Below are 24,790 nucleotides of genomic sequence, written 5' to 3'. Positions count from 1 at the left end.
GACGGCGGCCCACGCAACATCGCAAGGAGAAGTGATCGTGGTACGGAGGGGCGGCATCGTGCTCACGCTGCTGGCGGCAGCGGGGCTGGCCGCGGGCTGTGGAAGCAAGAAGGACCAGGACAAGACCGCGCTGAAGGGCACGGTGACGTTCGGCGTGCTCGCCCCGGTCGAGCGAACCGGTGAGCTCGGGACGCGCGCGAAGGACCTGACCGACGGCGCCGAGCTGGCGGTCGCCGAGATCAACGAGCGCGGCGGCGTCCTCGGGAAGAAGCTCACGCTCGACGTCGTCGACGACGCGTGCTCGGCACCGGTCGCCTACGAGGCGGCGAAGTCGTTCCTCTCCGACGGCGGCGGCACCGCCGGCGTGATCGGCGGGATGTGCGACGAGGCGGCCGAGCGCGAGGTCCCGGTGATCGACTCGACCGGGATCCCGTTCCTGGTCACCTCCGCCAACAGCGACGACCTCGTCAACCAGGACACGGCGTCGACGTACCTGATGAACGGGACCGTCTACCAGCAGGCGCTCTCGGCCGTCTTCTGGATGAACTACCGTCGGGCCGCGCGCCTGGCGGTCCTGCAGGACTCCTCGCCGGAGTCCAAGGAGCTCGCGCGGCAGGCGATCGGCCTCGTCGACCAGACCCCGAAGGTCGTCGGACTGCAGACGGTCGACGACGAGGGCAACCTCGCGACGATCGCCAAGGCGACCCTCGTGGGCAAGCCGGACTTCGTCTACTGGACCGGTGCGGCGAAGACCGGCGGCGCGCTCGCGAAGGCACTCAAGCAGGCCGGCTACAAGGGCACGTTCACGGCGTCGGCCGGATCCGAGAGCCCGGACTTCCTCGCCGCTGCGGGGCCGGACGGCGCCGAGGGGGCGTTCGTGACGGCGACCGCGTCGGGCAGCAACACGCCGACCGCGGCGCACTGGGCGGAGCGCTTCAAGCAGGTCTACAAGCGCGCGCCGGGCTTCGACGCGCTGCAGGCCTACGACGCCGTGCGCACGCTCGCGCACGCGATCGACAAGGCGCACAGCACCGACGGCAAGAAGATGCTCGCGGGCCTGACGACGCTCGATGCGAACTTCACCGACTTCCTCGGCGTGGTCCGCTTCGCGCGCGACCACACGCAGCTCTACGACAACCGGGTGATCCTTCAGGTCAAGGACGGGAAGTTCGCCTGGAACCGGTCGCTCCGCACCGACGCGCTGCAGTGAGGCTGCTCGCCGCGCTGCTCGCCGCGGCGCTGCTCGCGGCGCCGGCCGCCGCGCGCGCCGACGGCGACCCGGCGAGCGACGTCCTGATCAAGGACCGCGTCTTCTTCCCGTACTACGAGAAGCTGCCGAAGGCGAGCACGCAGGCGCTGACGGCGACGATCGCCAAGGCCAAGGCCGCCGGGTACCCGGTGCGCGTCGCGCTGATCGCGCACGTCTACGACCTCGGCTCCGCGGGACTGCTCTACCGCAAGCCGCAGAGCTACGCCCAGTTCCTCGCCCAGGAGCTCGCGCAGTTCAACGCCGACTGGTTGCTCGTCGTGATGCCGAACGGCTATGGCATCTACCACTGCGTGGCCAAGCGCGGCGTCGGGCCGTGCGAGAGCGCGCTGCCGGCGGCCGCCGACAAGCGCCGGCTCGCCTCGCTGCCGGCGCCGGGTCGCGATCTCGCCGCGGCGGGCGACACCGCGGTGCGCCGGCTGGCCGAGCTGCACGGGGCCGACCTGGGCGGGAGCCCGTTGGTTCCGATCGCGGTCGCCGCCGCGGTTCTGCTGGCCGCCGGGGGCGCCGCACTGGCGCTCCTGCGGCGCCGGCGCCGGGCGCGAGCGTAGGCCGTGGCCCAACTGGCCCTCGGGACAGCGGGAGCGCGGCGCACCAGGAGCAGCATGAAGGTCGACGAGAAGTTTCGAAAGACCAAGGAGGTGGACGCCCCACATGTCCACGCTCAAGCGATCCCGGGCCGTTCTCGCGGCCATATTGGTGCTCGCGCTCGCCGGACCGGTGACCAGCGCCGGCGCCGCCCCTGCAAGCCACCGGCACGGCACGCACGCCGCGCGTCAGCACCACAAGAAGCACCACGTGCGCCATCACCGGACCGCTTCGCACCATGCGGCCGCCGCTCCCGCCCCGGCTGCGACGCCCGCTCCGGCCGCGGCGCCCGTGGCTGCGACGGCGCCCGCGGCGCCGCCTGTCCCCGGCTCAGCCGGCTACTGGCAGCAGTTCAACTTCGGGCCCACCGGCCCGTATGGGCCGCTCGGCGACAAGGGCCCGCTGGGTCCGGGTCACCTCCCCGGCTCCTGGGACCAGTTCAACCTCGGCCCGACCGGCCCGCTCGGCCCGGGCGGTCCGCTCGGGTGAAAGCTCGCCGTCGGCGGCGGTGCGGGGACGTCCGGTTTAGACCGGATATAGCCCGCCGTCGACGGCGATCACCTTGCTCGTGACGTAGCCGTTGCGCAGGATCGCGAGCGCCAGATCGGCCACCTCGGCCGGCGTGCCGAGGCGGCCGACCGGGATCCGCTCGGCGAGCTCGGCCGGCTCTCCGGGCAGCATGCGCGTCTCGGCGATCAGCGCCGGGGCGATCGCGTTCACCGTCACGCCGTCGCGCGCCACGCGCGCCGCGAGGTGGTGGGTGAGGCCGTGCAGCGCGGACTTCGTCGCGGCGTAGTGCGGCCCGACGATCCCGCCCGTGAGCGCCGCGATCGACGACGTGAACAGCACGCGCCCGTAGCCGCGTCCGGCCATTGACGGCAGGACGCGGCGCGCGAGCAGGAACGGCGCGCGCAGGTTGACGGCGTACATGCGGTCGAACGCCTCGGCGTCGACGTCCTGCCACCGCGCGGACTGGCCGAGGCCGGCGTTGGCGGCCAGCACGTCGACCGGGCCGAGCTCGCGCTCGACGCGATCGATCAAGGCGTCCGCCGCGGCGGCCTCGCCGAGGTCGGCCTGGACGACGAGAGCGCGCGCGCCCGCGGCGCGGACGGCCTCGGCGACCGCCAGCGCATCCGCTTCGCTGTCGCGGTGATGCACGGCGACGGCGGCGCCCGCTTCGGCGAGCCGGCGGCTGAGCTCGGCGCCGATGCCGCCGCTGGCGCCGGTGACGAGCGCGGTCCTGCCTGCGAGATCCATGGCTACGCGACCGCCTCGAGCGCGCGCGCGACGCCGTCGGCGTCGACGTCCAGATGCGTGACCGCCCTCACCGCCGACGGGCCGACCGCGCCCATCCGCACGCCCTTGGACTCGAGCGCGGCGCACCACTCGCCCGCGTCGCCCTCGACGTCGAAGATCACGATGTTCGTCTCGACGGGCCAGACCGAGTAGCCGGCTTCGCGCAGCCCGTCCGCGAGCCGCGCAGCGTGCTCGTGGTCGTCCGCCAGCCGCTCCACGTGATGGTCGAGCGCATAGAGCCCGGCGGCGGCGAGGATCCCCGCCTGTCGCATCGCCCCGCCGAGCATCTGCTTATAGCGCCACGCCTCCTCGATCAGCTCCGCCGAGCCGGCGAGCACCGCGCCGACCGGCGCGCCCAGGCCCTTCGTGAGATCGAGCCATGCGGTGTCGAATCCCTCGGTGTACGAGGAGGCCGGGACGCCCGCCGACACGACCGCGTTCATCAGCCGCGCGCCGTCCATGTGCAGCCGCAGCCCGGCCTCGCGCGCCGCGTCGACGACGCCGCGCAGCTGCGCCGCCGGCCACACCCGGCCGCCCGCCATGTTCGTGGTCTGCTCGACCGAGACCAGGCGCGAGCGCGGTTCGTAGCGGTTGCCCGGCCGCCGCAGCGCGCCGCGTACGTCATCGCCGGTGAACATGCCGGCGGGCGTGTCGAGCGGCTGCACCATCGCGCCGGCGAACGCGGCCGGACCGCCGGCCTCGGCGATCAGCGGGTGCGAGCCGCGGTGGAGGATCACCTCGTCGCCGCCGGGACGGATGTGCAGCCGGAAGGCGATCTCGTTGCACATCGTGCCGGAGGGGAGGAAGACCGCGGCCTCGAAGCCGAGCAGCGCGGCGACGCGCGCGCACAGCTCCGAGACCGTGGGGTCTTCGAAGCGCTGCTCGTCACCCACCTCGGCTTCGGCCATCGCCCGCCGCATGGCGGGCGTCGGCCGGGTCTGCGTGTCGGAATAGAGATTGACGAGCGGGTTCACCGCCCGGACGCTACTTCAGGCGGTTCTTGACGTACTTCTGGAACTGCGCCAGCGCGGACCGCGGGGTGCCGTCCGGGTTCACCAGTCCGGCGTCGAAGGTCGCGCCCGGCGCCTCGCCGAACCACCGGTACACGTACAGCCGCGTGAGCTTGGAGCGGTAGCCGCTCCGCTTGGAGTCGTACCGATCCGCGAGCTGGAACATGTACTTGGTCGCCGACGACGCGCGCGCCGTCGACGTCTTGAAGTCCGGCAGGAACGTCACGATGCCGCCGGTCTCGGTCAGCCACAGCTGGCCGGGGACGGTCTTGAGCACGCTCGTCAGCCCCTTGGACTGGCGGCGGTTGACGTCCTTGTAGTTGTGCAGGCCCCAGATCGTGCCGCGGCCGTGCGAGTAGTGCAGGAAGCTCTTCAGCCAGCTCGTCACGTTGCTCTGGTCGAGCACGTCGGCGGCCATCACGGTGCAGCCCTTGCAGGCCTTGCGCAGCGTGTCGTAGTACTGGACCGCGCGCTTCGGGCTGCTGTGCGTCGGCTGCGAGACGTGGTTCTCCTCGTTCCACGGGCTGTATGTCTTCACCCACGGGTACGCCTTGTGGAAGCGCGTCACGGCCGACTTGTAGGCCGACGTCGACGGCGCCTTGCATGCGCTCGACCTCGAGTACTTGCCGCTCTCGTAGCAACCACGACGCGCGGAGAAGGCGACGAGCACGTCCTGGCCCGCGGCGTGGGCGCGGTTCATGAAACCCACGACCTCGTTGTTCTGACCGGCGTTCTTGTACCAGTCCCACGGGACGATGTAGCGGACGCGCTTGAGCTTGAGCGCTTGCCACGCGGGTTGATCGAACATGGCGGGACTCTGCTCGCTCATGCCGACGCGGTAGTTCGCTGATGCGGTCGCCGGCAGGGCGAGGATCATGGCCGCGAGCGCGGCCAGCGAGGCGATTCTCCTCAGATGCATGGCCATCGGAACCCGCCTCCCACCCCTGGAGTTGCTTAAAGACAGACTTAAGATCGGCGCTTCTAAGCTCCTAGAAGCACCTGATGGCGATCGATACACCACTCGCAGAGCGGCTGCGCGAGCAGCGGCGCGGGCTGCCCGATCAACCGGGCGTGTACCTGTTCCGCGACGCGCGCGGGCGGGTGATCTACGTCGGCAAGGCCAAGTCGATCCGCAAGCGGGTCGCCAGCCACTTCTCGAACCCGGCGGTCTATGGCACGACCGCCCTGACGACCGAGATCGACCACATCGAGTCGCTCGTCGTGCAGACCGAGGCCGAGGCGCTGCTGACCGAGCAGAACTTCATCAAGCAGTACAAGCCGAAGTTCAACATCCGCCTGCGCGACGACAAGTCGTATCCCTATATCGCGATCAGCCTCGACGAGGACTTCCCGCGCGTGTATTTCACGCGCGAGCGGCATAAGCGCGAGCGCGCGTACTTCGGCCCGTACAGCTCCGCCAAGCGCGTCAGGGGCACGCTCGACCTGCTCGGCAAGATCTTCCTGTTCCGCTCCTGCGAGGGCCCGGAGCCCGGCCGCCACAGCGGCTCGCCGTGCCTTGACTACTACATCAAGCGCTGCGGCGCGCCCTGCGTCGGCTTCGTCTCCAAGGAGGAGTACCGGGAGGGCATCGAGGGCGTGATGACGTTCCTCTCCGGGCGCTTCAAGCAGATCGAGCGCGACCTCGAGAAGCGGATGTACTTCGCCGCCGGCGAGCGCGACTACGAGCAGGCGACGGTCGAGCGCAACCGCCTGCAGTCGGTGCGCGCGCTGCTCGAGCGCCAGCGCGTCGCCGACGGCGGCGCGGGCACCTACGACGCCGTCGCGGTGGCGGTGGAGGGGGTGGAGGCCAACGCGCAGGTGTTCCAGGTGCGCGACGGCGTGCTCTCGGACCGCCAGTCCTTCTACCTCGAGAACCAGGCCGAGCAGAGCCCGGCGATCGTCGCCGAGGAGTTCATGCTCCAGTACTACGCGAGCGCGCTCTCGATCCCCAACCTGATCGTCGTCCAGCACGACATGGTCGACGGGTCCGAGCTCGAGCTGCTCGGGCAGCTGCTCAGCGAGCGGCGCGACGGGCCGGTCGAGATCCGTGCCTCCGAGCGCGGCGGCAAGCGCCGCATCCTCGACCTCGCCGAGCGCAACGCGCGGCTCGCGCTCGACCAGGAGAAGCTCAAGCTCGAGCGCCGCCGCCAGATGCGCGTCGAGTCGCTGACCGGGCTGCAGGACGCCCTGCGGCTCGACACGCTGCCGGTCCGCATCGAGTGCTTCGACATCTCGCATCTCGGCGGCACCTACACGGTCGCGTCGATGGTCGTGTTCGAGGGCGGCGCGCCGAAGAAGAGCGATTACCGGCGCTTCACGATCCGCGAGGTCGAGCCCGGCGATGATTACGCGGCGATGGAGCAGGTGCTTTCGCGCCGGGAGGCACAGTGGCGCAAGCAGGCGGAGCGCTCGCCGTACGACGCCGAGCGCGATCCGAGCTTCGCCGCGCTGCCGAATCTCGTGGTGATCGACGGCGGCAAGGGACAGCTCGCGGCGGGCCTGCCCCCGCTGGAGACCTTCCGCGACCGCGGCGTCGCCGTCGTATCGCTGGCCAAGCGCATCGAGGAGGTCTTCACCCCGGGCAGCTCGACGCCGATCGTGCTCCCGCATGAGACGCCGGAGCTGCAGCTGCTGCAACGCGTCCGGGACGAGGCGCATCGTTTCGCCATCACCCACCACCGGATCCGGCGCGACAAGGCGATGACCGAATCGATCATGGACGAGCTCCCCGGCATCGGCCCGGCGCGCAAGCGCGCGCTGCTCAAGCACTTCGGCTCGCCCGAGGCCGTCCTCGGCGCGAGCCGCGAGGACCTGGAGAACGTCCCCGGATTCCCGCAGAAGGTCGCGCGCGACCTCTACGCCCACCTCAACAAGACAGGCAGGTAGCGGCGCATGGCAAACGCGGTCCGGGACGAGCAGGTCGACGGTCGCAAGCCCGGCTCCAACCTGCGAGACCTGGTCGTCATCTCCGGCCTCTCCGGCGCCGGCAAGTCGTCGGCGATGAACGTGTTCGAGGACGCGGGCTACTTCTGCGTCGACAACCTGCCGGCGGAGATGATCCGCTCGCTCGCGGAGCTGTTCATGCACCAGGGCTCGCGCGTCGAGCTCGCGGCGGTCGTGTGCGACTCGCGCGGGGGCGAGTACCTCGCCGCGCTGGCGGGGGTGATCGACCAGCTGGCCGACGCGGGCGTCGTGCACCGCGTCGTCTTCCTCACCGCCGACGAGGAGGCGCTCGTCAACCGCTACAAGGAGACGCGCCGGCGCCATCCGCTGGCGCCGCACGGCAGCGTCATCGACGGCATCCGCGCCGAGATCGACTTACTGGCGCCCGTGCGCGAGCGCGCGGATCTGGTGATCGACACGTCGGGCCTCTCGGCCGCCGCGCTGCGGCGCAAGGTCGCCGACGAGCTGCTGTCGCCCGCGTCGCCCGGCCGCCTCGCCGTCACCTTCACTTCCTTCGGGCACAAGCACGGTCCGCCGCGCGACGCCGACATCGCCTTCGACGTCCGTTTCCTGCCCAACCCGCACTACGAGTCCGATCTGCGGCCGCTGACGGGCTTCGACGAGCGGATCGTCGCCTACGTCGCGCGCGACGGGCGCCTGGACGAGTTCTACGGCCACGTCGTCCCGCTGCTCGAGTTCCTGCTCCCGCAGTACGTGGCCGAGGGCAAGGCGCATCTGATGGTCGCGATCGGCTGCACCGGCGGGCGCCATCGCTCGGTCGCGATCGCCGAGCACCTCGCGAACGTGTTCCGCGACCGCGAGGAGTACTTCGTGGAGGTGTCGCACCGCGACGTCGACCGGCTGCCGATGCGCACGGTTCGGTAGCCTGACCGGCCGCCTCTCTCACCTCGGAAAGGGTTTCAAGATGGCTGTACGCGTCGGCATCAACGGCTTCGGCCGAATCGGCCGTAACGTCTTCCGCGCGGCGCATGAGTCCGACGCCGACGTCGAGATCGTTGCCGTCAACGACATCACGGACGCCGGCACGCTCGGCCACCTCCTCAAGTACGACTCGGTCTACGGCCCGTTCCCGGGCGAGGTCACGGTCGGCGAGGGCGCTCTGACCGTCGACGGCCGCGAGGTCAAGGTGCTCGCCGAGCGCGACCCGGGCGCGCTCCCGTGGGGCGACCTCGGCGTCGACGTCGTGATCGAGTCGACGGGCTTCTTCACCAAGCGCGACGACGCCGCCAAGCACCTCGACGGCGGCGCGAAGAAGGTCATCATCTCCGCGCCCGCGACCGGCCCGGACGCCACGTTCGTCCTCGGCGTCAACTTCGACGAGACGTACGACCCGGAGAGCCACCACGTCATCTCCAACGCGTCGTGCACGACGAACTGCCTCGCGCCGGCGGCGAAGGTGCTGCACGACACGATCGGCATCACGCACGGGCTGATGACGACGATCCACGCGTACACGGCCGACCAGCGCCTCCAGGATGCGCCCCACAAGGACCTCCGCCGCGCCCGCGCGGCGGCGATCAACCTCGTCCCCGCCTCCAGCGGCGCGGCGAAGGCGATCGGCCTGGTCATCCCGGAGCTCAACGGCAAGCTGCACGGATTCGCGGTGCGCGCCCCCGTCCCGACCGGCTCGGTCGTCGACCTCACCGCCGTCGTCTCGCGCGAGACGACCAAGGAGGAGATCAACGAGGCGTTCGCGGCCGCGGCCGACACCGGCGCCTTCACCGGGATCCTCAAGTACACGGCCGACCCGATCGTCTCCTCGGACATCGTCAAGTCGCCGTACTCGTCGATCTTCGACTCCGAGCTGACGTCCGTGCTCGAGGGCACGCTGGTCAAGATCCTCGCGTGGTACGACAACGAGTGGGGCTACTCCAACCGCTGCGTGGAGCTCGCCCAGAAGGTGCTCGTGCGTGCGCACGCTTGACGATCTCGACGTCGAGGGCAAGCGGGTCCTCGTCCGCGTCGACTTCAACGTCCCGCTGGACGAGGACCGACACATCACCGACGACGCCCGCATCCGCGCGGCGCTGCCGACGCTGCGCGAGCTGCGCGAGAAGGGCGCGAGCGGGCTCGTCCTGCTCGCGCACCTCGGCCGGCCGAAGGGGCGCGACGCGACGTTCTCGCTGCGTCCCGCGGCGGAGCGCCTCTCCGAGCTGCTCGGCGTCGAGGTCCAGCTCGCACCGGACCTCGACAGCGTGCCCGACGGCGAGGTGGTGATGGTCGAGAACGTCCGCTTCTTCGGCGGCGAGACCAAGAACGACCCGGAGCTGGCCAAGCGCTACGCGGCGCTGGCCGACGCGTACGTCAACGACGCGTTCGGCGCGGCGCACCGCGCGCACGCGTCCACCGAGGGCGTCGCGCACCTGCTCCCGTCGGCGGCCGGGCGGCTGCTCGAGCGCGAGGTCGAGACGCTGACCGGCCTGCTCGAGGACCCGAAGCGGCCGCTCGTGGCGGTCGTCGGCGGCGCCAAGGTGACCGACAAGATCGGCGTGCTCGAGGCGTTCCTCGAGCAGGCCGACACGGTGCTGATCGGCGGCGCGATGGGCTTCCCGTTCTTCAAGGCGCAGGGCCATTCGGTCGGCGCCTCGCTGTGCGAGGAGGAGGGTGTCGAGCCCGCCTCCAAGCTGCTCGGCAACGACAAGCTCGAGCTGCCGACCGACCTCGTCGCCGGCCGCGAGTTCAATGCCGACACCGAGGTGCGCGAGCTGTCCGAGGTCGACGTGCCCGACGGGTGGATGGGCCTGGACATCGGCGCCGGCACGGCGGAGCGCTACATGGCGGCGATCGCCGCCGCGGGCACGGTGTTCTGGAACGGCCCGATGGGCGCCTTCGAGCTCGAGCCGTTCGCGGCCGGGACCAAGGCCGTCGCCGAGGCGATGGCGTCCACTGATGCGACCACGGTCGTCGGCGGCGGCGACTCCGCCGCGGCGCTCGCGGCCTTCGGGCTCGCCGACCGCGTCGATCATCTCTCGACCGGCGGCGGCGCGTCGCTGGAGCTCGTCGAGGGCCGGGAGCTGCCCGGGGTGGTGGCGCTGTCGTGAGCGACCGCCGGCGGTTCATCGCGGGCAACTGGAAGATGAACAAGACCATCGCGGAGGCCGAGGAGCTCGTCCAGGCCCTGCTTCCGCGCGTCGGCGCCGTCGAGGACGTCGACGTGGTCGTCTGCCCGCCGTACCTGTCGCTGCAGGCGGTAGTCGACTCCGCGCGCGGCAGCGCCGTCCAGGTCTACGCACAGAACATGCACGAGCAGGACGCGGGCGCGTTCACCGGCGAGGTCTCGGCGCCGATGCTGACCGAGATCGACGTCGCGGGCGTGATCCTCGGGCACTCCGAGCGCCGCCAGCTCTGCGGCGAGACCGACCGCGCGCTGCAGCTGAAGGTCCCCAAGGCACTCGAGTCCGGGCTCATCCCGATCCTGTGCGTGGGCGAGACGGAGGAGGAGCGCGAACGCGGCGACACCGAGCGCAAGCTGCGCCACCAGGTGCAGGAAGGGCTCGAGAAGGTGCCCAAGGAGCGCCTGCACGAGGTCGTCGTCGCCTACGAGCCGATCTGGGCGATCGGCACCGGCCTGGTCGCCACGCCCGAGCAGGCGCAGGACGCGATCGCGTTCGTGCGCGCGCTGGTGCAGGGCTTCGACAAGGAGGCCGGCAACCGGGTGCGGATCCTCTACGGCGGCTCGCTCAAGCCCGACAACGCGGCGGAGCTGCTGGCGCTGCCCGACGTCGACGGCGCGCTCGTCGGCGGGGCGTCGCTCGACGCCGAGTCGTTCGCGACGATCGTGGAGACCGCCCGCGCATGAGCGTCCCGTCCGTCTGCCTCGTCGTGCTCGACGGCTGGGGGCTCGCGCCCGACGGCCCGGGCAACGCGATCTCGCTCGCGAGCACGCCCGTGTTCGACGAGCTGTGGGGCGAGCACCCGCACACGACGCTGACCGCGATGGGGCCGAGCGTCGGCCTTCCCGACGGGCAGATGGGCAACTCGGAGGTCGGGCACCTCAACCTCGGCGCCGGCACGATCGTGCCGCAGGACCTCGCGCGCATCGACGCCGCCGTCGAGGACGGCTCGCTGGCCTCCAACGAGGTCCTGCAGGCTGCAATGAAGGACGCCCCGCGCGTGCACCTGATCGGCCTGGTCTCCGACGGCGGCGTGCACTCGTCGGACCGCCACCTGCGCGCGCTCGTCGAGCTCGCGCAGGGCGACGTCGTCGTGCACGCGTTCACCGACGGGCGCGACACGTCGCCGACCGGCGGCGCGAAGTACCTCGCCGAGGTCGAGTCGTGGGGCGCGCGCGTGGGGTCGGTCGTCGGGCGCTACTTCGCGATGGACCGCGACAAGCGCTGGGACCGCATCCAGAAGGCGTACGACCTGCTCGTGCACGGCAAGGCCGAGCACCACTGCGAGACCGCGGAGGACGCGGCCAAGGCCGCCTACGAGCGCGAGGAGACGGACGAGTTCATCGCGCCGACGCTGGTCGGCGACGAGGCGCGCATCCGTCCCGGCGACTCGGTGATCGCGTTCAACTTCCGGCCCGACCGGATGCGCGAGATCACGCTCGCGCTCGCCGACCCGGACTTCACCGAGATCGACCGCGGCGGCGCCGGGGTGGTCGAGCGCTACACGACGCTGGCGCAGTACGAGGAGGACTGGGACTATCCCGTCGTCTTCCCGCCGAAGCGGCCGGACGTCACGATCGCGCAGGTGATCGCCGACGCCGGCAAAGGCCAGCTGCACGTCGCCGAGACCGAGAAGTACCCGCACGTGACGTACTTCTTCAACGGCGGCGAGGAGGAGCCGTACGACGGCGAGGTGCGCGAGCTGGTGCCTTCGCCGCGCGACGTGCCGACCTACGACCACAAGCCCGAGATGAGCGCGCGCGAGGCGACGGACGCCTTCGTCGAGCACTTCAACGGCGACAAGCCGGCGTTCGCCATCATCAACTTCGCGAACCCGGACATGGTCGGCCACACCGGGGTCATCGAGGCGGCGGTCGAGGCCGTCGAGACGGTCGACGAGTGCCTCGGGCGCGTCGTCGACGCCGTCCACGCGGCCGGCGGCGCATGCATCGTCACCGCCGATCACGGCAACTGCGATCACATGCTCAACGACGACGGCTCCGTCAACACCGCCCACTCGCTCAACCCGGTGCCGTTCATCGTGACCGCCGGGGCCGAGGCGCTCGACGGCGAGGGCATCCTCGCCGACGTCGCGCCCACCGCGCTCGCGCTGCTGGGGATCGAGCAGCCCGAGGCGATGACCGGGCGCTCGCTGATCGCCTAGGTACGCCCGCGGGAGTACGCCGCGCGGCCGATGACGGGGCCGCGCGGTGCGCCTAGGCTGGCCGGATGCAGCGGCGGACCGATCTCGCCATCGCGGCCGGAGTCGCCGGGCTGACGGTCGCCGCCACCGCGCTGACGAGCCGCTACCACGACGGAACGCCCGGGGTGCTCGGCTTCGCGCTGCTCGGGGGCGCGGGACTGGCGCTGACCTGGCGCCGCGACAATCCGGGCGCCGTGCTCGCGGCGGTGCTGGCGCTGACGCTTGCGTACTGGCTGCTGGACCTACCGGGCGGGCCGGTGTTCCTGCCGCTGATCGTCGCGTTCTTCAGCGCGCACCTCGAGGGCCGGCGGCTCGCCGCCGCGCTCTCGCTCGCCGGCGGCTGGATCGGGTTCGCGTTCCTCGCGCCGCTCGCGCGCGGCGACGCCGTCACCGCGGGCGGCGCCGGGTCGCTCGCCGCCTGGCTGCTGGTCCTGCTCGGCGCGGCCGAGGCGATCCGCTGGCGCCGCGCGTACCGCGCCGAGGCGCGCAGGGCGCGCGAGGACGAGGCGCGCCGGCAGCGCGGCGAGGAGCGGCTGCGGATCGCGCGCGAGCTCCACGACGTGCTCGCGCACGACATCTCGCTGATCAACGTCCAGGCCGGCGTCGCGCTGCACCTGATCGACGAGCGGCCGGAGCAGGCGCGCGACGCGCTCGCGGCGATCAAGCACGCGAGCAAGGACGCGCTCGGCGAGCTGCGCTCGGTGCTCGAGGCGCTGCGCGCGGACGGGCCGGCCCCGCGTGCGCCCACCGCCGGCCTGGCGCGGCTCGACGAGGTGGTCGCGGGCGCGGCCGCCGCGGGCCTGCGGCTGGACACCGAGATCGAGGGCGATCCCGCGCCGCTGCCCGCGGCGGTCGATCTCGCCGCGTTCCGCATCGTGCAGGAGGCGGTGACCAACGTGATCCGCCACGCGGGCACGGCGAGCGCCGCGGTCCGCTTGCGCTACGAGCCCGGCGACCTGGTCGTCGAGGTCTGCGACGAGGGCGTGGGCGGGACGGTGAACGGCCACGGCAACGGGCTCGCCGGCATGGCCGAGCGCGCCGCCGCGCTCGGGGGCACGCTCGCCGCGGGCCCGCGCTCCGGCGGAGGCTTCCGCGTGTACGCGAGGCTGCCGCGGAGCACGCCCGGGGCGTCGCCGGGAGTCTCGCCCCCTGGGCTCCCGGGCGAAACGAGCCCCGAGCGAAGCGGTGATGAGGCCGCACGCCGAGGCAGGAGCGAGGCTTCGCCATGATCCGCATCCTGCTGGCCGACGACCAGGCCCTCGTGCGGGCCGGCTTCCGCGCGCTGCTGGAGGCGCAGGACGACGTCGAGGTGATCGGCGAGGCGGCGGACGGGGCGCAGGCCGTCGCGCTCGCTCGCCGGGCCGACATCGTGCTGATGGACATCCGCATGCCGGGCGTGGACGGGATCGAGGCGACGCGCCGGATCGGCGCCGATCCCTCGCTCGAGCACGTGCGGATCGTGATGCTGACCACGTTCGACCTCGACGAGTACGTGTTCGAGGCGCTGCGGGCCGGCGCGAGCGGCTTCCTGGTCAAGGACACCGAGCCGGTCGACCTCTTGAAGGCGATCCACGTCGTCGCCGCCGGCGACGCGCTGCTCTCGCCCGGCGTGACGCGCCGCCTGATCGCCGACTACGCGTCGCGCCCCGCGAGCGGGCCGCGAGTCCGCGCGGACGTCCTCGCCGAGCTGACCGAGCGCGAGCGAGAGGTCGTCGCGCTCGTGGCGCACGGGCTGACGAACCACGAGATCGCCGAGTCGCTGGTGATCAGCCCAGCGACGGCGAAGACGCACGTCAGCCGCGCGCTCGGCAAGCTCGGCGCGCGCGACCGCGCGCAGCTCGTCGTCGCGGCGTACCAGAGCGGCCTCGTACGCCCGTAGCCGTACGCGCGAAGTGTCATCCCCGGGCCGATGCCGGTGCAGCCGGCGGGGGCGACAGTTCCGGCCATGACCGCTCCCGCAGCCTCCGCCTCCGCCGCCGTGAAGCGCTATGGCGACGTCCGCGCGCTCGACGGCGTCACCGTCGCGTTCGATCGCGGCGCCTTCACCGCGATCATGGGACCATCCGGTTCGGGCAAGTCGACGCTGATGCACTGCGTCGCCGGGCTCGACGCGCTGACGGCCGGCGAGGTCGCAATCGGCGGCACGCCGCTGTCGGGCCTGTCCGATCGCGAGCTGACGCTGCTGCGGCGCGAGCGCGTCGGGTTCGTCTTCCAGGCCTTCAACCTGCTGCCGGCGCTGGATGCGCGCGAGAACATCCTCCTGCCCCTGCGCCTCGGCGGGCGCGACCCGGACGCGGAGTGGCTCGAGCAGGTGATCGACACGGTGGGCCTGCGCGACCGCCTGAGTCACCGGCCGTCGGAGCTCTCGGGCGGGCAGCAGCAGCGCGTCGCGGTGGCGCGCGCGCTGGCCTCGCGGCCGGAGATCGTCTTCGCCGACGAGCCGACCGGCAACCTCGACAGCCGCTCGAGCGCCGAGCTGCTCGCGTTCCTGCGCCGCACGGTCGACGCACTCGGCCAGACGCTCGTGATGGTCACGCACGACCCCGTCGCGGCCGCCTACGCCGACCGCGTGCTGTTCCTCGCCGACGGCCGGATCGTGGCCGAGCTGCAGGAGCCGACGGCGGACGCCGTGCTCGACCGCCTGAAGGGAATCGAGGCATGACCGCGCTGGCCCTGCGCGGCCTGCTTGCGCGCCGCCGCCGGCTCGCCGGCACATTCCTCGCCGTCTTCCTCGGCGTGTCCTTCCTCTCCGGCGCGCTTGTGCTCGGCTCCACGCTCGCGCGCAACTTCGACTCGCTGTTCGCCGAGGCCAACGCCGGCACCGATGCCGCCGTGCGCAGCGCCGCCGGCGTCTCGTCCGTCGACGGGACCGACCGCGGCCCGATCGACGCCGCGCTGCTCGGGCGGGTCCGTGCGGCGCCCGGGGTCGAGGCGGCCGAGGCGGTCGTCAGCGGCTACGGTGCGCTGCTCGGCGCCGACGGCAAGGCCGTCGGTGGGAACGGGCCGCCGCGCCTCGCCGGCAACTGGATCGCCACGCCGCAGCTGAACGCGTACAAGCTCGTCGAGGGCCGGGCGCCGCGTGCGGCGGGCGAGGTCGTGATCAACCGCGGCGCCGCCGACGCGGGCGGCTTGAAGCTCAGCGACACCACGACGCTTCAGACGCCTGCGCCGACGCGCGTGAGGATCGTCGGGATCGCCACCTTCGGCTCCGCCGACGGGCTCGGGCAGTCGACGTTCGTGGCGCTGACGACGGCGCAGGCGCAGCAGCTCGTGCTGCATCGCGCCGACCGCATCAGCACGATCCGCGTGGCGGCCGAGCCCGGCGTCTCGCAGAGCGAGCTCGTGCGCCGCCTGCGGGCCGTGCTCCCGAAGGGCGTCGACGTCGTCACCGGCGCGCAGCTCAGTGCCGAGGACTCCGACCAGATCAGCGGCGAGTTCCTCGACATGCTGCGCGCGTTCCTGATCGTGTTCGCGGCGATCGCCCTGCTCGTGGCGACGTTCAGCATCCACAACACGCTCTCGATCGTGGCGGCCCAGCGCACGCGCGAGTCGGCGCTGCTGCGCGCGCTCGGCGTTTCCCGCGGGCAGGTCGCGCGGCTGCTCGCGACCGAGGCGCTCGCCGTCGGCGCGACGGCGTCGGTCGCGGGGATCCTCGGCGGCCTCGGGATGGCGACGGGCCTGAAGGCGATGTTCGACGCGTTCGGCGGAGCGCTGCCGGATGGCGGCCTTGTGGTCACGCCCGTGACGGTGATCGTCTCGCTCGGCGTCGGCACGCTCGTCACGCTCGTCGCGGGTCTGAGCCCGGCGAGGCGCGCGGGCCGCGTGCCGCCGGTCGCCGCGCTGCGTGAGACCGCCGCGGAGGCGCACGGGAGCTCGCTCGCCGGCTCGCTCGCCGGGCTGGCGGGCAGGCCGCTGCGCGGCGTCACCGGAGCGATCGCGCGCGACAACGCCCGCCGCAACCCGCGCCGCACGCTCAACACCGCGTCGGCGCTCGCCGTGGGGGTCGCCGTCGTCACGCTCGCAACGGTGTTCGTCACGTCGCTGAAGGCATCCGTCCAGGACAGCGTCACCGAGTCCTTCGCGGGCGATCTTGCGGTCGCGCCGACGGGCTGGGGCGGTCCCGGCGGCGGGCTCGATCCCGCGCTCGCGCGCCGCATCGGCGCACTCCCGCAGGTCGAGCGCGCGGTCGGGCTCGGGGTGGGAAGCGCGCACGTGGCGGATGACGACGTCACCGTGTCCATCGCCGACCTGCGGGCGCTGTCCGCTGTCACCGACCTCGGCGGGGACCCGCTCGCGGGCGACCTCGCCGTATCGCGCAAGGTCGCGGACGAGCACGGCTGGCGTGCAGGCTCGCGCGTGCGTGTCCGGTTCCTCGACGGCAGCGCGCCGGTCATGCGGATCGGAGCGGTCTACGAGAACCGCCGGCTGCCGGGCGACTACCTGCTCTCGCGCGCCGCGTGGTCGCCGCACGCGGGCCAGGACCTCGACCGGGCGGTGTACGTCGTGCTCCACCCCGGCGCGCGCGGCGGGCAGGCGGCGGTCGCGCGCCTGGCCGGCGATGCGAGCGTGCGGACGAAGCCCCAGTACGCCGAGGCGGCCGCCGGCGGGTTGAATGTGCTGCTCGGCCTGGTCTACGTGATGCTGCTGATCGCGATCGCGATCGCGCTGATGGGCATCGGCAACACGCTCGCGCTCTCGGTGCACGAGCGCACGCGCGAGCTCGGCATGTTGCGGGCGGTCGGCGCCACCCGCGGACAGGTGCGCGCGATCGTGCGCGGCGAGTCGCTGATCGTCGCGGCGCTCGGCACCGCCGCCGGGCTGCTGGCCGGCTTCGCGCTGGGCGCGCTGCTCGTGCGGATCGCGTCGGTCGACGCCTTCGCGGTCGGGCCGACCCGACTCCTCGCCGTCGCGATCGTCGGCGTCCTCTCAGGCGCCCTCGCCGCCCTGCGCCCGGCCCGCCGGGCCGCGCGGCTGGAGATCCCACGCGCGCTGGCGGCGCTATAGCGGGGAACGTCAAGGGCGGCGGGTGCGAGCCGCGCGGCGGGGCTTCGGCCGGACCCGTTGCCTGCGCAACTACTCTCCGCTAGACTCACACCATGGCACAGGCGCACTTGCTACAGGAACCGGCGGTCCAGCTCTCCGCGACTGAGCTCGGAGCCTGGCGGGGCCTGCTGCGCGTGCACTCCGCGCTGGTCAAGCAGCTCGACGCCGAGCTCGCCTCGGCCCACAAGCTCCCGCTCAGCTCGTACGAGGTGCTGCTCAACCTCGAGTCGGCGCCCGGCCGCAAGCGCCGGATGGCCGAGCTCGCCGACTCCGTGTTGCTCTCGCGCTCGGGCATGACGCGGCTCGTGGATCGGCTCGAGAAGGACGGGTTGGTGCTACGCGACGGCTGCACCGACGACGGCCGCGGCTCGTACGCGGTGCTGACGGAGAAGGGCGCCGAGGCGCTCGAGGAGGCGCGCCGCACTCACCTGGGCGGCGTGCGCCGGAAGTTCCTCTCCCAGTTCGAGGAGCACGAGCTGCGCGTGCTCGCCGGCTACTGGGACCGCGTCATCCCCGGCGCCTCCGGCCTCCAGTAGCTCACCGTTCGGTGAGCGAACAACCGTGCGCTGTCGTTGACAGCGCCGCTTTGGACTGCCACGCTGTCTGAGCGCACAAGTGTGCGTGATGCGAACGGAGGAGGGCCCGTTGAGGCAGTTCACGTACTCGGCGCTTCCCGGCCGGGTCGTCTTCGGCGCCGGTGCGGCGCGCACCATGCTCAGGCCTGAGCTCGAGGCGCTCGGCGCGCGGCGCGTGCTGCTGATCGCGGCCGAGCCGGAGCTGCCGCTCGCGCGCGAGCTCGCGGGCGACGTCGCCGCCGAGTTCACCGAGGTGCGCGGGCACGTGCCGGTCGAGATCGCGCGCCGCGCGGTCGCCGCGGCCGCAGGGGCCGACGCGCTGCTGAGCGTCGGCGGCGGCTCGACCACCGGCACCGCGAAGGCCGTGGCGCTCGAGACCGGGCTGCCGATCGTCGCCGTGCCCACGACCTACGCCGGCTCGGAGATGACGCCGGTGTGGGGGCTCACCGAAGGCCGGCGCAAGACGACGGGCAGCGACCCGCGCGTGCTGCCGAAGGTCGTCGTCTACGACCCGGAGCTGACGACGACGTTGCCGCCGCAGGTCACCGGCCCGAGCGCGCTGAACGCGATCGCCCATTGCGTCGAGGCGTTCTACGGCCCGCGCGCGAACCCGATCGCGTCGCTGATGGCCGAGGAGGGCATCGGCGCGCTCGCGCTCGGCGTGCCCGCGGCGATCGAGCGCCCGGACGACCTCGGGGGCCGCTCCGACACGCTCTACGGCGCCTATCTCGCCGGCGCGGCGTTCGCCTCCGCGGGCTCGGGCATGCACCACAGGATCTGCCACATCCTCGGCGGCGCGTTCGACCTTCCGCACGCCGACCTGCACGGCGTGATGATCCCGCAGGTCGCCGCCTATCAGGAGGCGTACGAGCCCGCGGCGATGGCGCGCGTGGCGCGGGCGCTCGGCGCGCCCGAGGCCGGGCCGGCGCTGTTCGACCTCGCCGTGCGGATCGGCGCGCCGACGGCCCTGCGCGACATCGGCCTGCAGGACCTCGACGAGGCGGTCAGCCTGGTGGAGGAGACATATCCGGATGCACGCGGGCTGCTCGAGGCCGCGTACGAAGGCCGACGACCCGTGGAGACAGCATGCGAAACCTCACCGACACGGACCTGACCGAGGCGGTCATCGCCTCGTTCAACGGCTCCGAGCGCTTCAAAGAGATCGCCGACAGCCTCGTCCGCCACCTGCACGCGTTCGCGTCGGAGGTGCAGCTGACCGAGGAGGAGTGGTTCGCGGGGATCGACTTCCTCACGCGCACGGGCCACATCACCGACGACAAGCGGCAGGAGTTCATCCTGCTCAGCGACGTCCTCGGCCTGTCGATGCTCGTGGTCGGCATCAACAACCGGCGCCCGCCCGAGGCGACCGAGAGCACCGTGTTCGGGCCGTTCTTCGTCGAGGGCTCGCCGGCCTTCGAGAACGGCGACGACCTCGGCGCGGGCGCGCCGGGCGAGCCGTGCTTCATGGAGGGCCGCGTGCTCGACCTCAACGGCGAGCCCGTGCCGGACGCGCTGATCGACGTCTGGCAGGCCGACGAGGACGGCTTCTACGACGTCCAGTACGCGGACCTCGACCAGCCGCGCGGGCGCGGCCACCTGCGCAGCGACGCCGACGGGCGCTTCTGGTTCTGGTCGGTCAAGCCTGTGGCGTATCCGATCCCGGCCGACGGCCCCGTCGGCGAGCTGCTGGCGGCGGGCGCGCGCGGCCCGATGCGCCCCGCGCATGTGCACTTCAAGATCGAGGCCGAGGGCTTCCAGACGCTGATCACACATGTCTTCGCCGACGGCGACGAGTACCTCGACAGCGACGCGGTCTTCGGCGTGCGATCGAACCTGATCGGCCATTTCGAGCATCACGAGCCGGGTGCCGCGCCCGATGGGTCCGAGATGGACGTGCCGTTCTGGACGATGCGCTACGACATGGTGCTGGCGCCATGATCGAGACCGACGTCCTGATCGTCGGCTCCGGGCCGGCCGGCAGCTCGAGCGCGCTGTTCCTCAGCACCTACGGCGTGCAGAACATGGTGATCACGAAGTACCGCTGGACGGCGAACACGCCGCGCGCTCACATCACCAACCAGCGGGCCGTCGAGATCATGCGCGACATGGGCCTGGAGGGCGAGATCAAGGCCAAGGGCGTGCCGCAGCCGCTGATGGGCGACACGGTGTTCTGCACGAGCCTGGCGGGCGACGAGCTCGCGCGGCTGCATACCTGGGGGACGCATCCGGCCCGGCTGGCCGACTACACGCTCGCCAGCCCCTGCATCCACTACGACCTGCCGCAGGACATCTTCGAGCCGATCATCCTCGGCGAGGCCGCCCGCCGGGGCACCCGCGTGCGCTTCGACACCGAATACCTCTCATACGTCCAGGACGCCGACGGCGTCACCGTCACGGCGCTGGACCGGCTGACGGGCGACACGTTCGAGATCCGCGCGAAGTACCTGATCGGCGCCGACGGCGGCCGCTCGAAGATCGCGCAGGACCTCGCCCTCCCGATGGAGGGCGAGATGGACCGGGCGGGCTCGATGAACATCGTCTTCCACGCCGACCTCTCCAAGTACGTCGCGCACCGGCCGAGCGTCCTCTACTGGGTGATGCAGCCGGGCGCCGACATCGGCGGCATCGGCATGGGCCTCGTGCGCATGGTGCGGCCGTGGGACGAGTGGCTGATCGTCTGGGGCTACGACATCAACGAGCCGCCGCCGGAGGTCGACGAAGCCGTCGCCACACGGGTGGTGCACAACCTCGTCGGGGACGACACGATCGACGTCACGCTGCGGTCCACGTCGCTGTGGGGCAACAACAAGATGTACGCGACCCGCTACTCAGAGGGCCGCGTGTTCTGCATGGGCGACGCCTGCCACCGGCACCCGCCGAGCAACGGGCTCGGCTCGAACACATCGATCGCCGACGCCTACAACCTCGCCTGGAAGCTCGCGCTGGTGCTCGACGGCAAGGCGGCGCCGTCGCTGCTGGACTCCTATGACGCCGAGCGCGCGCCGATCGGCAGGCAGATCGTCCTGCGCGCGAACCAGAGCATCGACGAATTCGGGCCGATCTTCGACGCCCTCGGCCTGCTCGAGACGACCGACCCCGAGCAGATGCGGGCCAACATGGAGATCCGCAAGGAGAACTCGCCGGCCGGAGCCGAGGCGCGCCGCAAGCTCAAGTCGGCGATCGAGCTCAAGAACTACGAGTTCAACGCGCACGGCGTCGAGCTCGGCCAGCGCTACCGCTCGAGCGCGGTGGTGCCGGACGGCACGCCGGAGCCGGCGTACGAGCGCGACCCCGAGCTCTACTACCACGCGACCACGTGGCCGGGGGCGCGGCTCCCGCACGCCTGGCTCGAGCACCGCGGCGAGAGGGTCTCCACCCACGATCTCGCCGGCAAGGGCCGCTTCACGCTGCTGACGGGCATCGGCGGCGAGGCGTGGGTCGAGGCGGCGGCCGAGGTGACGCAGCGCACCGGCGTGCCGATCGCGGCGTTCGTGATCGGCCCCGCGCGCGACGCGCATGACATCTACGACGACTGGGCGCGGCTGCGCGAGGTCGAGGAATTGGGCTGCGTGCTCGTGCGCCCGGACGCGCACGTCGCGTGGCGCGCCAACGAGGTCGCGGAGGACGCGACGGCCGAGCTGAGCCGCGTGATGGATTCGCTGCTCGGAAATGAGAACCTCGTTTCGTCCTCCGTCCTCGCAAGCTCGGACCTCGGACGACGTGACAATGGGGGAGAGAGATGAACCGTGAATCGGCGGCGCCGGCCGGCGCCGGAGCGTTCGACGCGACAGCGGACATCGTCGTCGTCGGCGGGGGAGGCGGCGGGCTGCCCGCGGCGCTCTTCTCGCGCTGGAACGGCGACGAGGTGATCCTGCTCGAGAAGGCCGAGCAACTCGGCGGGACGGCCCGCAAGGCGGCGTTCTGGTACTGGGTGCCGAACAACGTCCGGATGCGGGAGGCCGGCATCGAGGACCCGGAGGAGGACTTCCTGCGTTACGCCGCGCGGCTCTCGCGCCCGCAGCAGTACGACCCCTCCAGCCCCACGCTCGGACTGAGCGAGTGGGAGTTCGCGCAGATCCGCGCGATCTACGAGAGCGCCTCGCCGGCGGCTGAGCTGCTCGCCGAGCGCGACGCGCTGCCGTACCGCTGGTGCGAGGCCGTGCCGGACTACTGGGCCGAGCTGCCCGAGGATCGCGCTCCCATCGGGCGCGTCTTCGTGCCCGAGGGCGCGCGCGAGTCGATGTCCGACGGCGGCCTGGTCGGCGTCGCCACGATGAGCGCGGCGGCCGAGCGCGACGGCGTGGACATCCGGCTGCGCCATCGCGTGCAGCGGCTCGTGATCGTCGACGGCGCCGTCGTCGGCGTCGAGGCGACCGGGCCGCAGGGGACGGTCCGCGTGGGCGCGCGCAAGGCCGTGATCTTCGCCTCCGGCGGCTTCACGCACGACCCGGAGCTGCGCGCGAACTTCCTCTCGGCACCTGCGTACGGCGGCTGCGCGGCGATCACCAACGAAGGCGACTTCGTGCGCATCGGCTCGGCCGCCGGGGCGCAGCTGCGCAACATGAACCAGGCCTGGATGTGCCCGGTCCCGCTGGAGAGCGCCGTGTCCAGGGACCCGTCGCTCTCCGGCATGTTCTCCGTCGCCGGCGACTCGATGCTGTTCGTCGACAAGACGGGCCGGCGCGTGGTCAACGAGAAGCTCCCGTACAACGAGCTCGCCCAGATGTTCTTCCAGTGGGATCCGCTGCGCGGCGAGTACCCGTACCTCGTGCTCGTCCAGGTCTGGGACCAGCGCGCGCAGGAGAACTCGGCGAGCGACGAGTACGGCCGGCTGATCGTCGGCTCGACCGGTGCGAGCGACGCGCACGTGCTGCGCGGCGAGACGCTCGAGGAGCTCGAGGACGCCGTGCGCGAGCGCGCGGCGAAGTACGCGACCGTCACCGGGGGGCTCGCGCTCGCGGACGACTGGGCCGATAACCTGCGCGCCTCGATCGCGCGCTTCAACGAGATGGCGGAGACCGGGGTCGATCGCGACTTCGGCCGCGGCGAGCGCGCGGTGCAGCAGCTCTTCAACGGCGACGTGCGCGAGGAGCCGGGGCGCACGAACCCGACGATGTGGCCGCTCTCGGCGAGCGGCCCGTACTACGCCGCGCTCGTCACCGGCGGCACGCTGGACACCAAGGGCGGCCCGAAGGCGACGCCCGACGGCCAGGTGGTGGACGACATGGACCGGCCGATTCCCGGGCTGTACGGGGTCGGCAACTGCGTCGCGTCGCCTTCGGCGCGCGCGTACTGGGCCGGCGGCGCGACGCTCGGCCCGATCATCGCGTTCGCCTACCGGGCGGCGAACGCAGCGACGAAGGAGCAACAGAGAACGGTTTCGTCCTCCGTCCTCTCAAGCTCAGGACATGACAGAGAGGAGCTGGCATGGCGATAGCGACGCAGACGATGACCGACGAGCAGCGCAAGTCGGTCGCGCTGGAGTACCTGAAGGCCTTCGACAACGGCGGCGTGACGTCGACCGGGGAGAGCATCCTCGAGCTGTTCGCGCCCGACGCGCAGGTCATGTTCCCGAAGTGGGGCCTGGCCAACGGCCGCGAGGAGATCGGGCAGATGTTCGGCGACGTGGGGGCGACGCTGAAGTCGATCCGCCACGACTACGCCAACTTCAACTGGATCTTCTCGGGCGGCGACACGATCGTCGCCGAGGGGACGTCCTACGGCGAGCACCAGGACGGCCCGTGGCGCGCCGGCGTGCCGGAGTGGGGCGCGGGCCGCTGGTGCGACGTGTTCGAGATCCGCGACTTCAAGATCCAGCGCTGCTTCATCTACCTCGACCCCGACTACGCGGGGCAGGACACGTCGCGCTACCCGTGGCTGGCGGCCAAGGCGGCCGCGGTCCCCGCGAGCGCGTGAGCTGAGATGGCCGCCGTCGCGGGCGAGACGCTGCAGGGCCTGGAGCGCGGCCTGGCCGTGATCCAGGCCTTCTCGCGCGAGGCGCCGGCGATGACGCTCAGCGAGGTCGCGCGGCGGACCGGCATCAGCCGCGCGACCGCCCGCCGGATCCTGCTGACGCTCGAGGCGCTGGGCTTCGTCCGCTGCGACGGGCGCGATTTCTCGCTCTCGCCGCGCGTGCTCTCGCTCGGCTGGGCATACCTGTCCTCGCTCAGCCTGTGGGAGATCGCGCAGCCGTTCATGCAGGACCTGTCCGACGAGGTGCAGGAGACGTGCTCGGCGACGACGCTCGACCTGCCCGACATCGTGGTCGTCGCCCGCGTGCCGTCGCGCCGGATCCTGATGATGTCGCTCGGCGTCGGCTCCCGGCTGCCGGCCTACGCGACCGCGATGGGGCGCGTGCTCCTGGCGGGCCTGAGCGACCCCGAGGTGGCGGCGCATCTGGCGCAGACGCGGCTCGAGCCGCTCACGCACCGCACCGTGACCGATCGTGCGCGGCTCGCGCGCGTGATCGCCCTCGTGCGCGTGCAGGGGTTCTCGCTCGTCGACGAGGAGCTCGAGCTGGGCCTGCGGTCGCTGTCGGTCCCGCTGCACGGCCCGGACGGGCGCGTCCACGCGGCGCTGAACCTGTGCGCTGCCACGGCCCGCGTGCCGGTCGAGGAGATGCACGCGCGCTTCCTGCCGGCGATGCTCACGACGGCGGACAGCATCTCCAGAGCCTGGCTAGAGAAGACTTGACATCTGGCGACTTAGATTTCATACTGAGCTGAGCACAC

At 72.1% G+C, this 24,790-nt stretch carries 23 protein-coding genes; 20 read left to right on the top strand and 3 right to left on the bottom strand.

The window, feature by feature from the left end; genetic code table 11:
• The first annotated feature begins 37 nt into the window (after window positions 1-37).
• The 3 genes from H958_RS0131515 to H958_RS0131505 all read left to right on the top strand — a co-directional run bounded on the left by H958_RS0131515 (window position 38) and on the right by H958_RS0131505 (window position 2,344).
• On the top strand, window positions 38-1,210 hold the full coding sequence (locus tag H958_RS0131515) for a branched-chain amino acid ABC transporter substrate-binding protein (protein WP_196807659.1): 1,173 nt from the start codon (window positions 38-40) through the stop codon (window positions 1,208-1,210).
• Window positions 1,207-1,818 (top strand): hypothetical protein, encoded by a 612-nt coding sequence (locus tag H958_RS0131510; RefSeq protein WP_028061571.1) that lies wholly within the window; start codon window positions 1,207-1,209, stop codon window positions 1,816-1,818. Before H958_RS0131515 ends, H958_RS0131510 begins: the two co-directional genes overlap by 4 nt.
• A 103-nt stretch (window positions 1,819-1,921) precedes the next feature.
• Window positions 1,922-2,344 (top strand): hypothetical protein, encoded by a 423-nt coding sequence (locus H958_RS0131505; protein ID WP_156028435.1) that lies wholly within the window; start codon window positions 1,922-1,924, stop codon window positions 2,342-2,344.
• A gap of 36 nt (window positions 2,345-2,380) precedes the next feature.
• Here the strand turns inward: H958_RS0131505 and H958_RS0131500 are convergent, their stop codons facing one another.
• Genes H958_RS0131500 through H958_RS0131490 form a run of 3 tightly spaced genes read right to left on the bottom strand, consistent with a single transcriptional unit; the run spans window position 2,381 to window position 5,080 of the window.
• The gene (locus H958_RS0131500; RefSeq protein WP_028061569.1) at window positions 2,381-3,112 is read right to left on the bottom strand and encodes an SDR family NAD(P)-dependent oxidoreductase; all 732 of its coding nucleotides are present in this window, start codon (window positions 3,110-3,112) and stop codon (window positions 2,381-2,383) included.
• Window positions 3,113-3,114: 2 nt separating this feature from the next.
• Entirely contained in the window at window positions 3,115-4,125 is a 1,011-nt protein-coding gene (locus H958_RS0131495; RefSeq protein ID WP_028061568.1) for a threonine aldolase family protein, read from the bottom strand.
• 10 nt (window positions 4,126-4,135) lie between these two features.
• A complete protein-coding gene (locus H958_RS0131490) occupies window positions 4,136-5,080 on the bottom strand; it encodes a glycosyl hydrolase (protein WP_037412183.1) in 945 nt (314 codons plus the stop codon).
• 83 nt (window positions 5,081-5,163) lie between these two features.
• Here H958_RS0131490 and uvrC point away from each other — a divergent pair, with 83 nt between their 5' ends.
• The 17 genes from uvrC to H958_RS0131405 all read left to right on the top strand — a co-directional run bounded on the left by uvrC (window position 5,164) and on the right by H958_RS0131405 (window position 24,752).
• Complete coding sequence (uvrC, locus tag H958_RS0131485) at window positions 5,164-7,047, top strand: excinuclease ABC subunit UvrC (protein ID WP_037412177.1); 1,884 nt, start codon at window positions 5,164-5,166, stop codon at window positions 7,045-7,047.
• A 6-nt stretch (window positions 7,048-7,053) separates the two neighbouring features.
• The gene (gene rapZ / locus H958_RS0131480; RefSeq protein WP_051325074.1) at window positions 7,054-7,989 is read left to right on the top strand and encodes an RNase adapter RapZ; all 936 of its coding nucleotides are present in this window, start codon (window positions 7,054-7,056) and stop codon (window positions 7,987-7,989) included.
• Between the two features lie 40 nt (window positions 7,990-8,029).
• Entirely contained in the window at window positions 8,030-9,049 is a 1,020-nt protein-coding gene (gap, locus tag H958_RS0131475; protein ID WP_028061564.1) for a type I glyceraldehyde-3-phosphate dehydrogenase, read from the top strand.
• A complete protein-coding gene (locus H958_RS0131470; RefSeq protein ID WP_028061563.1) occupies window positions 9,036-10,166 on the top strand; it encodes a phosphoglycerate kinase in 1,131 nt (376 codons plus the stop codon). Before gap ends, H958_RS0131470 begins: the two co-directional genes overlap by 14 nt.
• A complete protein-coding gene (gene tpiA, locus H958_RS0131465) occupies window positions 10,163-10,924 on the top strand; it encodes a triose-phosphate isomerase (RefSeq protein WP_028061562.1) in 762 nt (253 codons plus the stop codon). The genes H958_RS0131470 and tpiA overlap by 4 nt, the downstream gene beginning before the upstream one ends.
• Window positions 10,921-12,402 (top strand): 2,3-bisphosphoglycerate-independent phosphoglycerate mutase, encoded by a 1,482-nt coding sequence (gpmI, locus tag H958_RS0131460; RefSeq protein ID WP_028061561.1) that lies wholly within the window; start codon window positions 10,921-10,923, stop codon window positions 12,400-12,402. The genes tpiA and gpmI overlap by 4 nt, the downstream gene beginning before the upstream one ends.
• Window positions 12,403-12,467: 65 nt before the next feature.
• Window positions 12,468-13,670 carry a sensor histidine kinase gene (locus H958_RS41805; RefSeq protein WP_051325073.1) on the top strand — a complete coding sequence of 401 codons (1,203 nt, stop codon included), beginning with the start codon at window positions 12,468-12,470 and terminating at the stop codon, window positions 13,668-13,670.
• Window positions 13,667-14,320, top strand: coding sequence for a response regulator (locus tag H958_RS0131450; RefSeq protein ID WP_028061560.1), 654 nt, complete (start codon window positions 13,667-13,669; stop codon window positions 14,318-14,320). The genes H958_RS41805 and H958_RS0131450 overlap by 4 nt, the downstream gene beginning before the upstream one ends.
• 66 nt (window positions 14,321-14,386) lie before the next feature.
• Window positions 14,387-15,103, top strand: a complete 717-nt coding sequence (locus H958_RS0131445; RefSeq protein ID WP_196807658.1) for an ABC transporter ATP-binding protein — start codon at window positions 14,387-14,389, stop codon at window positions 15,101-15,103.
• On the top strand, window positions 15,100-17,445 hold the full coding sequence (locus H958_RS0131440) for an ABC transporter permease (protein WP_028061558.1): 2,346 nt from the start codon (window positions 15,100-15,102) through the stop codon (window positions 17,443-17,445). The genes H958_RS0131445 and H958_RS0131440 overlap by 4 nt, the downstream gene beginning before the upstream one ends.
• A gap of 92 nt (window positions 17,446-17,537) precedes the next feature.
• Entirely contained in the window at window positions 17,538-18,020 is a 483-nt protein-coding gene (locus H958_RS0131435) for a MarR family winged helix-turn-helix transcriptional regulator (protein ID WP_028061557.1), read from the top strand.
• A gap of 109 nt (window positions 18,021-18,129) precedes the next feature.
• Entirely contained in the window at window positions 18,130-19,173 is a 1,044-nt protein-coding gene (locus H958_RS41800; RefSeq protein WP_196807657.1) for a maleylacetate reductase, read from the top strand.
• Window positions 19,146-19,997, top strand: coding sequence for an intradiol ring-cleavage dioxygenase (locus H958_RS0131425; protein WP_028061556.1), 852 nt, complete (start codon window positions 19,146-19,148; stop codon window positions 19,995-19,997). The genes H958_RS41800 and H958_RS0131425 overlap by 28 nt, the downstream gene beginning before the upstream one ends.
• On the top strand, window positions 19,994-21,802 hold the full coding sequence (locus H958_RS41795) for an FAD-dependent oxidoreductase (RefSeq protein WP_081686482.1): 1,809 nt from the start codon (window positions 19,994-19,996) through the stop codon (window positions 21,800-21,802). The genes H958_RS0131425 and H958_RS41795 overlap by 4 nt, the downstream gene beginning before the upstream one ends.
• Entirely contained in the window at window positions 21,799-23,496 is a 1,698-nt protein-coding gene (locus H958_RS0131415; protein ID WP_028061555.1) for an FAD-dependent oxidoreductase, read from the top strand. The genes H958_RS41795 and H958_RS0131415 overlap by 4 nt, the downstream gene beginning before the upstream one ends.
• Window positions 23,487-23,975: a nuclear transport factor 2 family protein gene (locus H958_RS0131410; RefSeq protein ID WP_028061554.1), complete on the top strand. Its 489-nt coding sequence runs from the start codon at window positions 23,487-23,489 to the stop codon at window positions 23,973-23,975. The genes H958_RS0131415 and H958_RS0131410 overlap by 10 nt, the downstream gene beginning before the upstream one ends.
• 6 nt (window positions 23,976-23,981) lie before the next feature.
• On the top strand, window positions 23,982-24,752 hold the full coding sequence (locus H958_RS0131405; RefSeq protein ID WP_028061553.1) for an IclR family transcriptional regulator domain-containing protein: 771 nt from the start codon (window positions 23,982-23,984) through the stop codon (window positions 24,750-24,752).
• The last annotated feature ends 38 nt before the right edge of the window (window positions 24,753-24,790 follow it).

Source organism: Candidatus Solirubrobacter pratensis, assembly GCF_000425945.1.
Taxonomy (GTDB): domain Bacteria; phylum Actinomycetota; class Thermoleophilia; order Solirubrobacterales; family Solirubrobacteraceae; genus Solirubrobacter; species Solirubrobacter pratensis.
This window is presented reverse-complemented; position numbering and strand designations above follow the sequence as displayed.

Coding starts and splice junctions, on each gene's coding strand:
- H958_RS0131505 (WP_156028435.1), top strand. CDS start 1,922: ATGTCCACGCTCAAGCGATCCCGGGCCGTTCTCGCGGCCATATTGGTG.
- H958_RS0131500 (WP_028061569.1), bottom strand. CDS start 3,112: ATGGATCTCGCAGGCAGGACCGCGCTCGTCACCGGCGCCAGCGGCGGC.
- H958_RS0131490 (WP_037412183.1), bottom strand. CDS start 5,080: ATGCATCTGAGGAGAATCGCCTCGCTGGCCGCGCTCGCGGCCATGATC.
- uvrC (WP_037412177.1), top strand. CDS start 5,164: ATGGCGATCGATACACCACTCGCAGAGCGGCTGCGCGAGCAGCGGCGC.
- rapZ (WP_051325074.1), top strand. CDS start 7,054: ATGGCAAACGCGGTCCGGGACGAGCAGGTCGACGGTCGCAAGCCCGGC.
- gap (WP_028061564.1), top strand. CDS start 8,030: ATGGCTGTACGCGTCGGCATCAACGGCTTCGGCCGAATCGGCCGTAAC.
- gpmI (WP_028061561.1), top strand. CDS start 10,921: ATGAGCGTCCCGTCCGTCTGCCTCGTCGTGCTCGACGGCTGGGGGCTC.
- H958_RS41805 (WP_051325073.1), top strand. CDS start 12,468: ATGCAGCGGCGGACCGATCTCGCCATCGCGGCCGGAGTCGCCGGGCTG.
- H958_RS0131450 (WP_028061560.1), top strand. CDS start 13,667: ATGATCCGCATCCTGCTGGCCGACGACCAGGCCCTCGTGCGGGCCGGC.
- H958_RS0131445 (WP_196807658.1), top strand. CDS start 14,387: ATGACCGCTCCCGCAGCCTCCGCCTCCGCCGCCGTGAAGCGCTATGGC.
- H958_RS0131440 (WP_028061558.1), top strand. CDS start 15,100: ATGACCGCGCTGGCCCTGCGCGGCCTGCTTGCGCGCCGCCGCCGGCTC.
- H958_RS0131435 (WP_028061557.1), top strand. CDS start 17,538: ATGGCACAGGCGCACTTGCTACAGGAACCGGCGGTCCAGCTCTCCGCG.
- H958_RS0131425 (WP_028061556.1), top strand. CDS start 19,146: ATGCGAAACCTCACCGACACGGACCTGACCGAGGCGGTCATCGCCTCG.
- H958_RS41795 (WP_081686482.1), top strand. CDS start 19,994: ATGATCGAGACCGACGTCCTGATCGTCGGCTCCGGGCCGGCCGGCAGC.
- H958_RS0131415 (WP_028061555.1), top strand. CDS start 21,799: ATGAACCGTGAATCGGCGGCGCCGGCCGGCGCCGGAGCGTTCGACGCG.
- H958_RS0131410 (WP_028061554.1), top strand. CDS start 23,487: ATGGCGATAGCGACGCAGACGATGACCGACGAGCAGCGCAAGTCGGTC.
- H958_RS0131405 (WP_028061553.1), top strand. CDS start 23,982: ATGGCCGCCGTCGCGGGCGAGACGCTGCAGGGCCTGGAGCGCGGCCTG.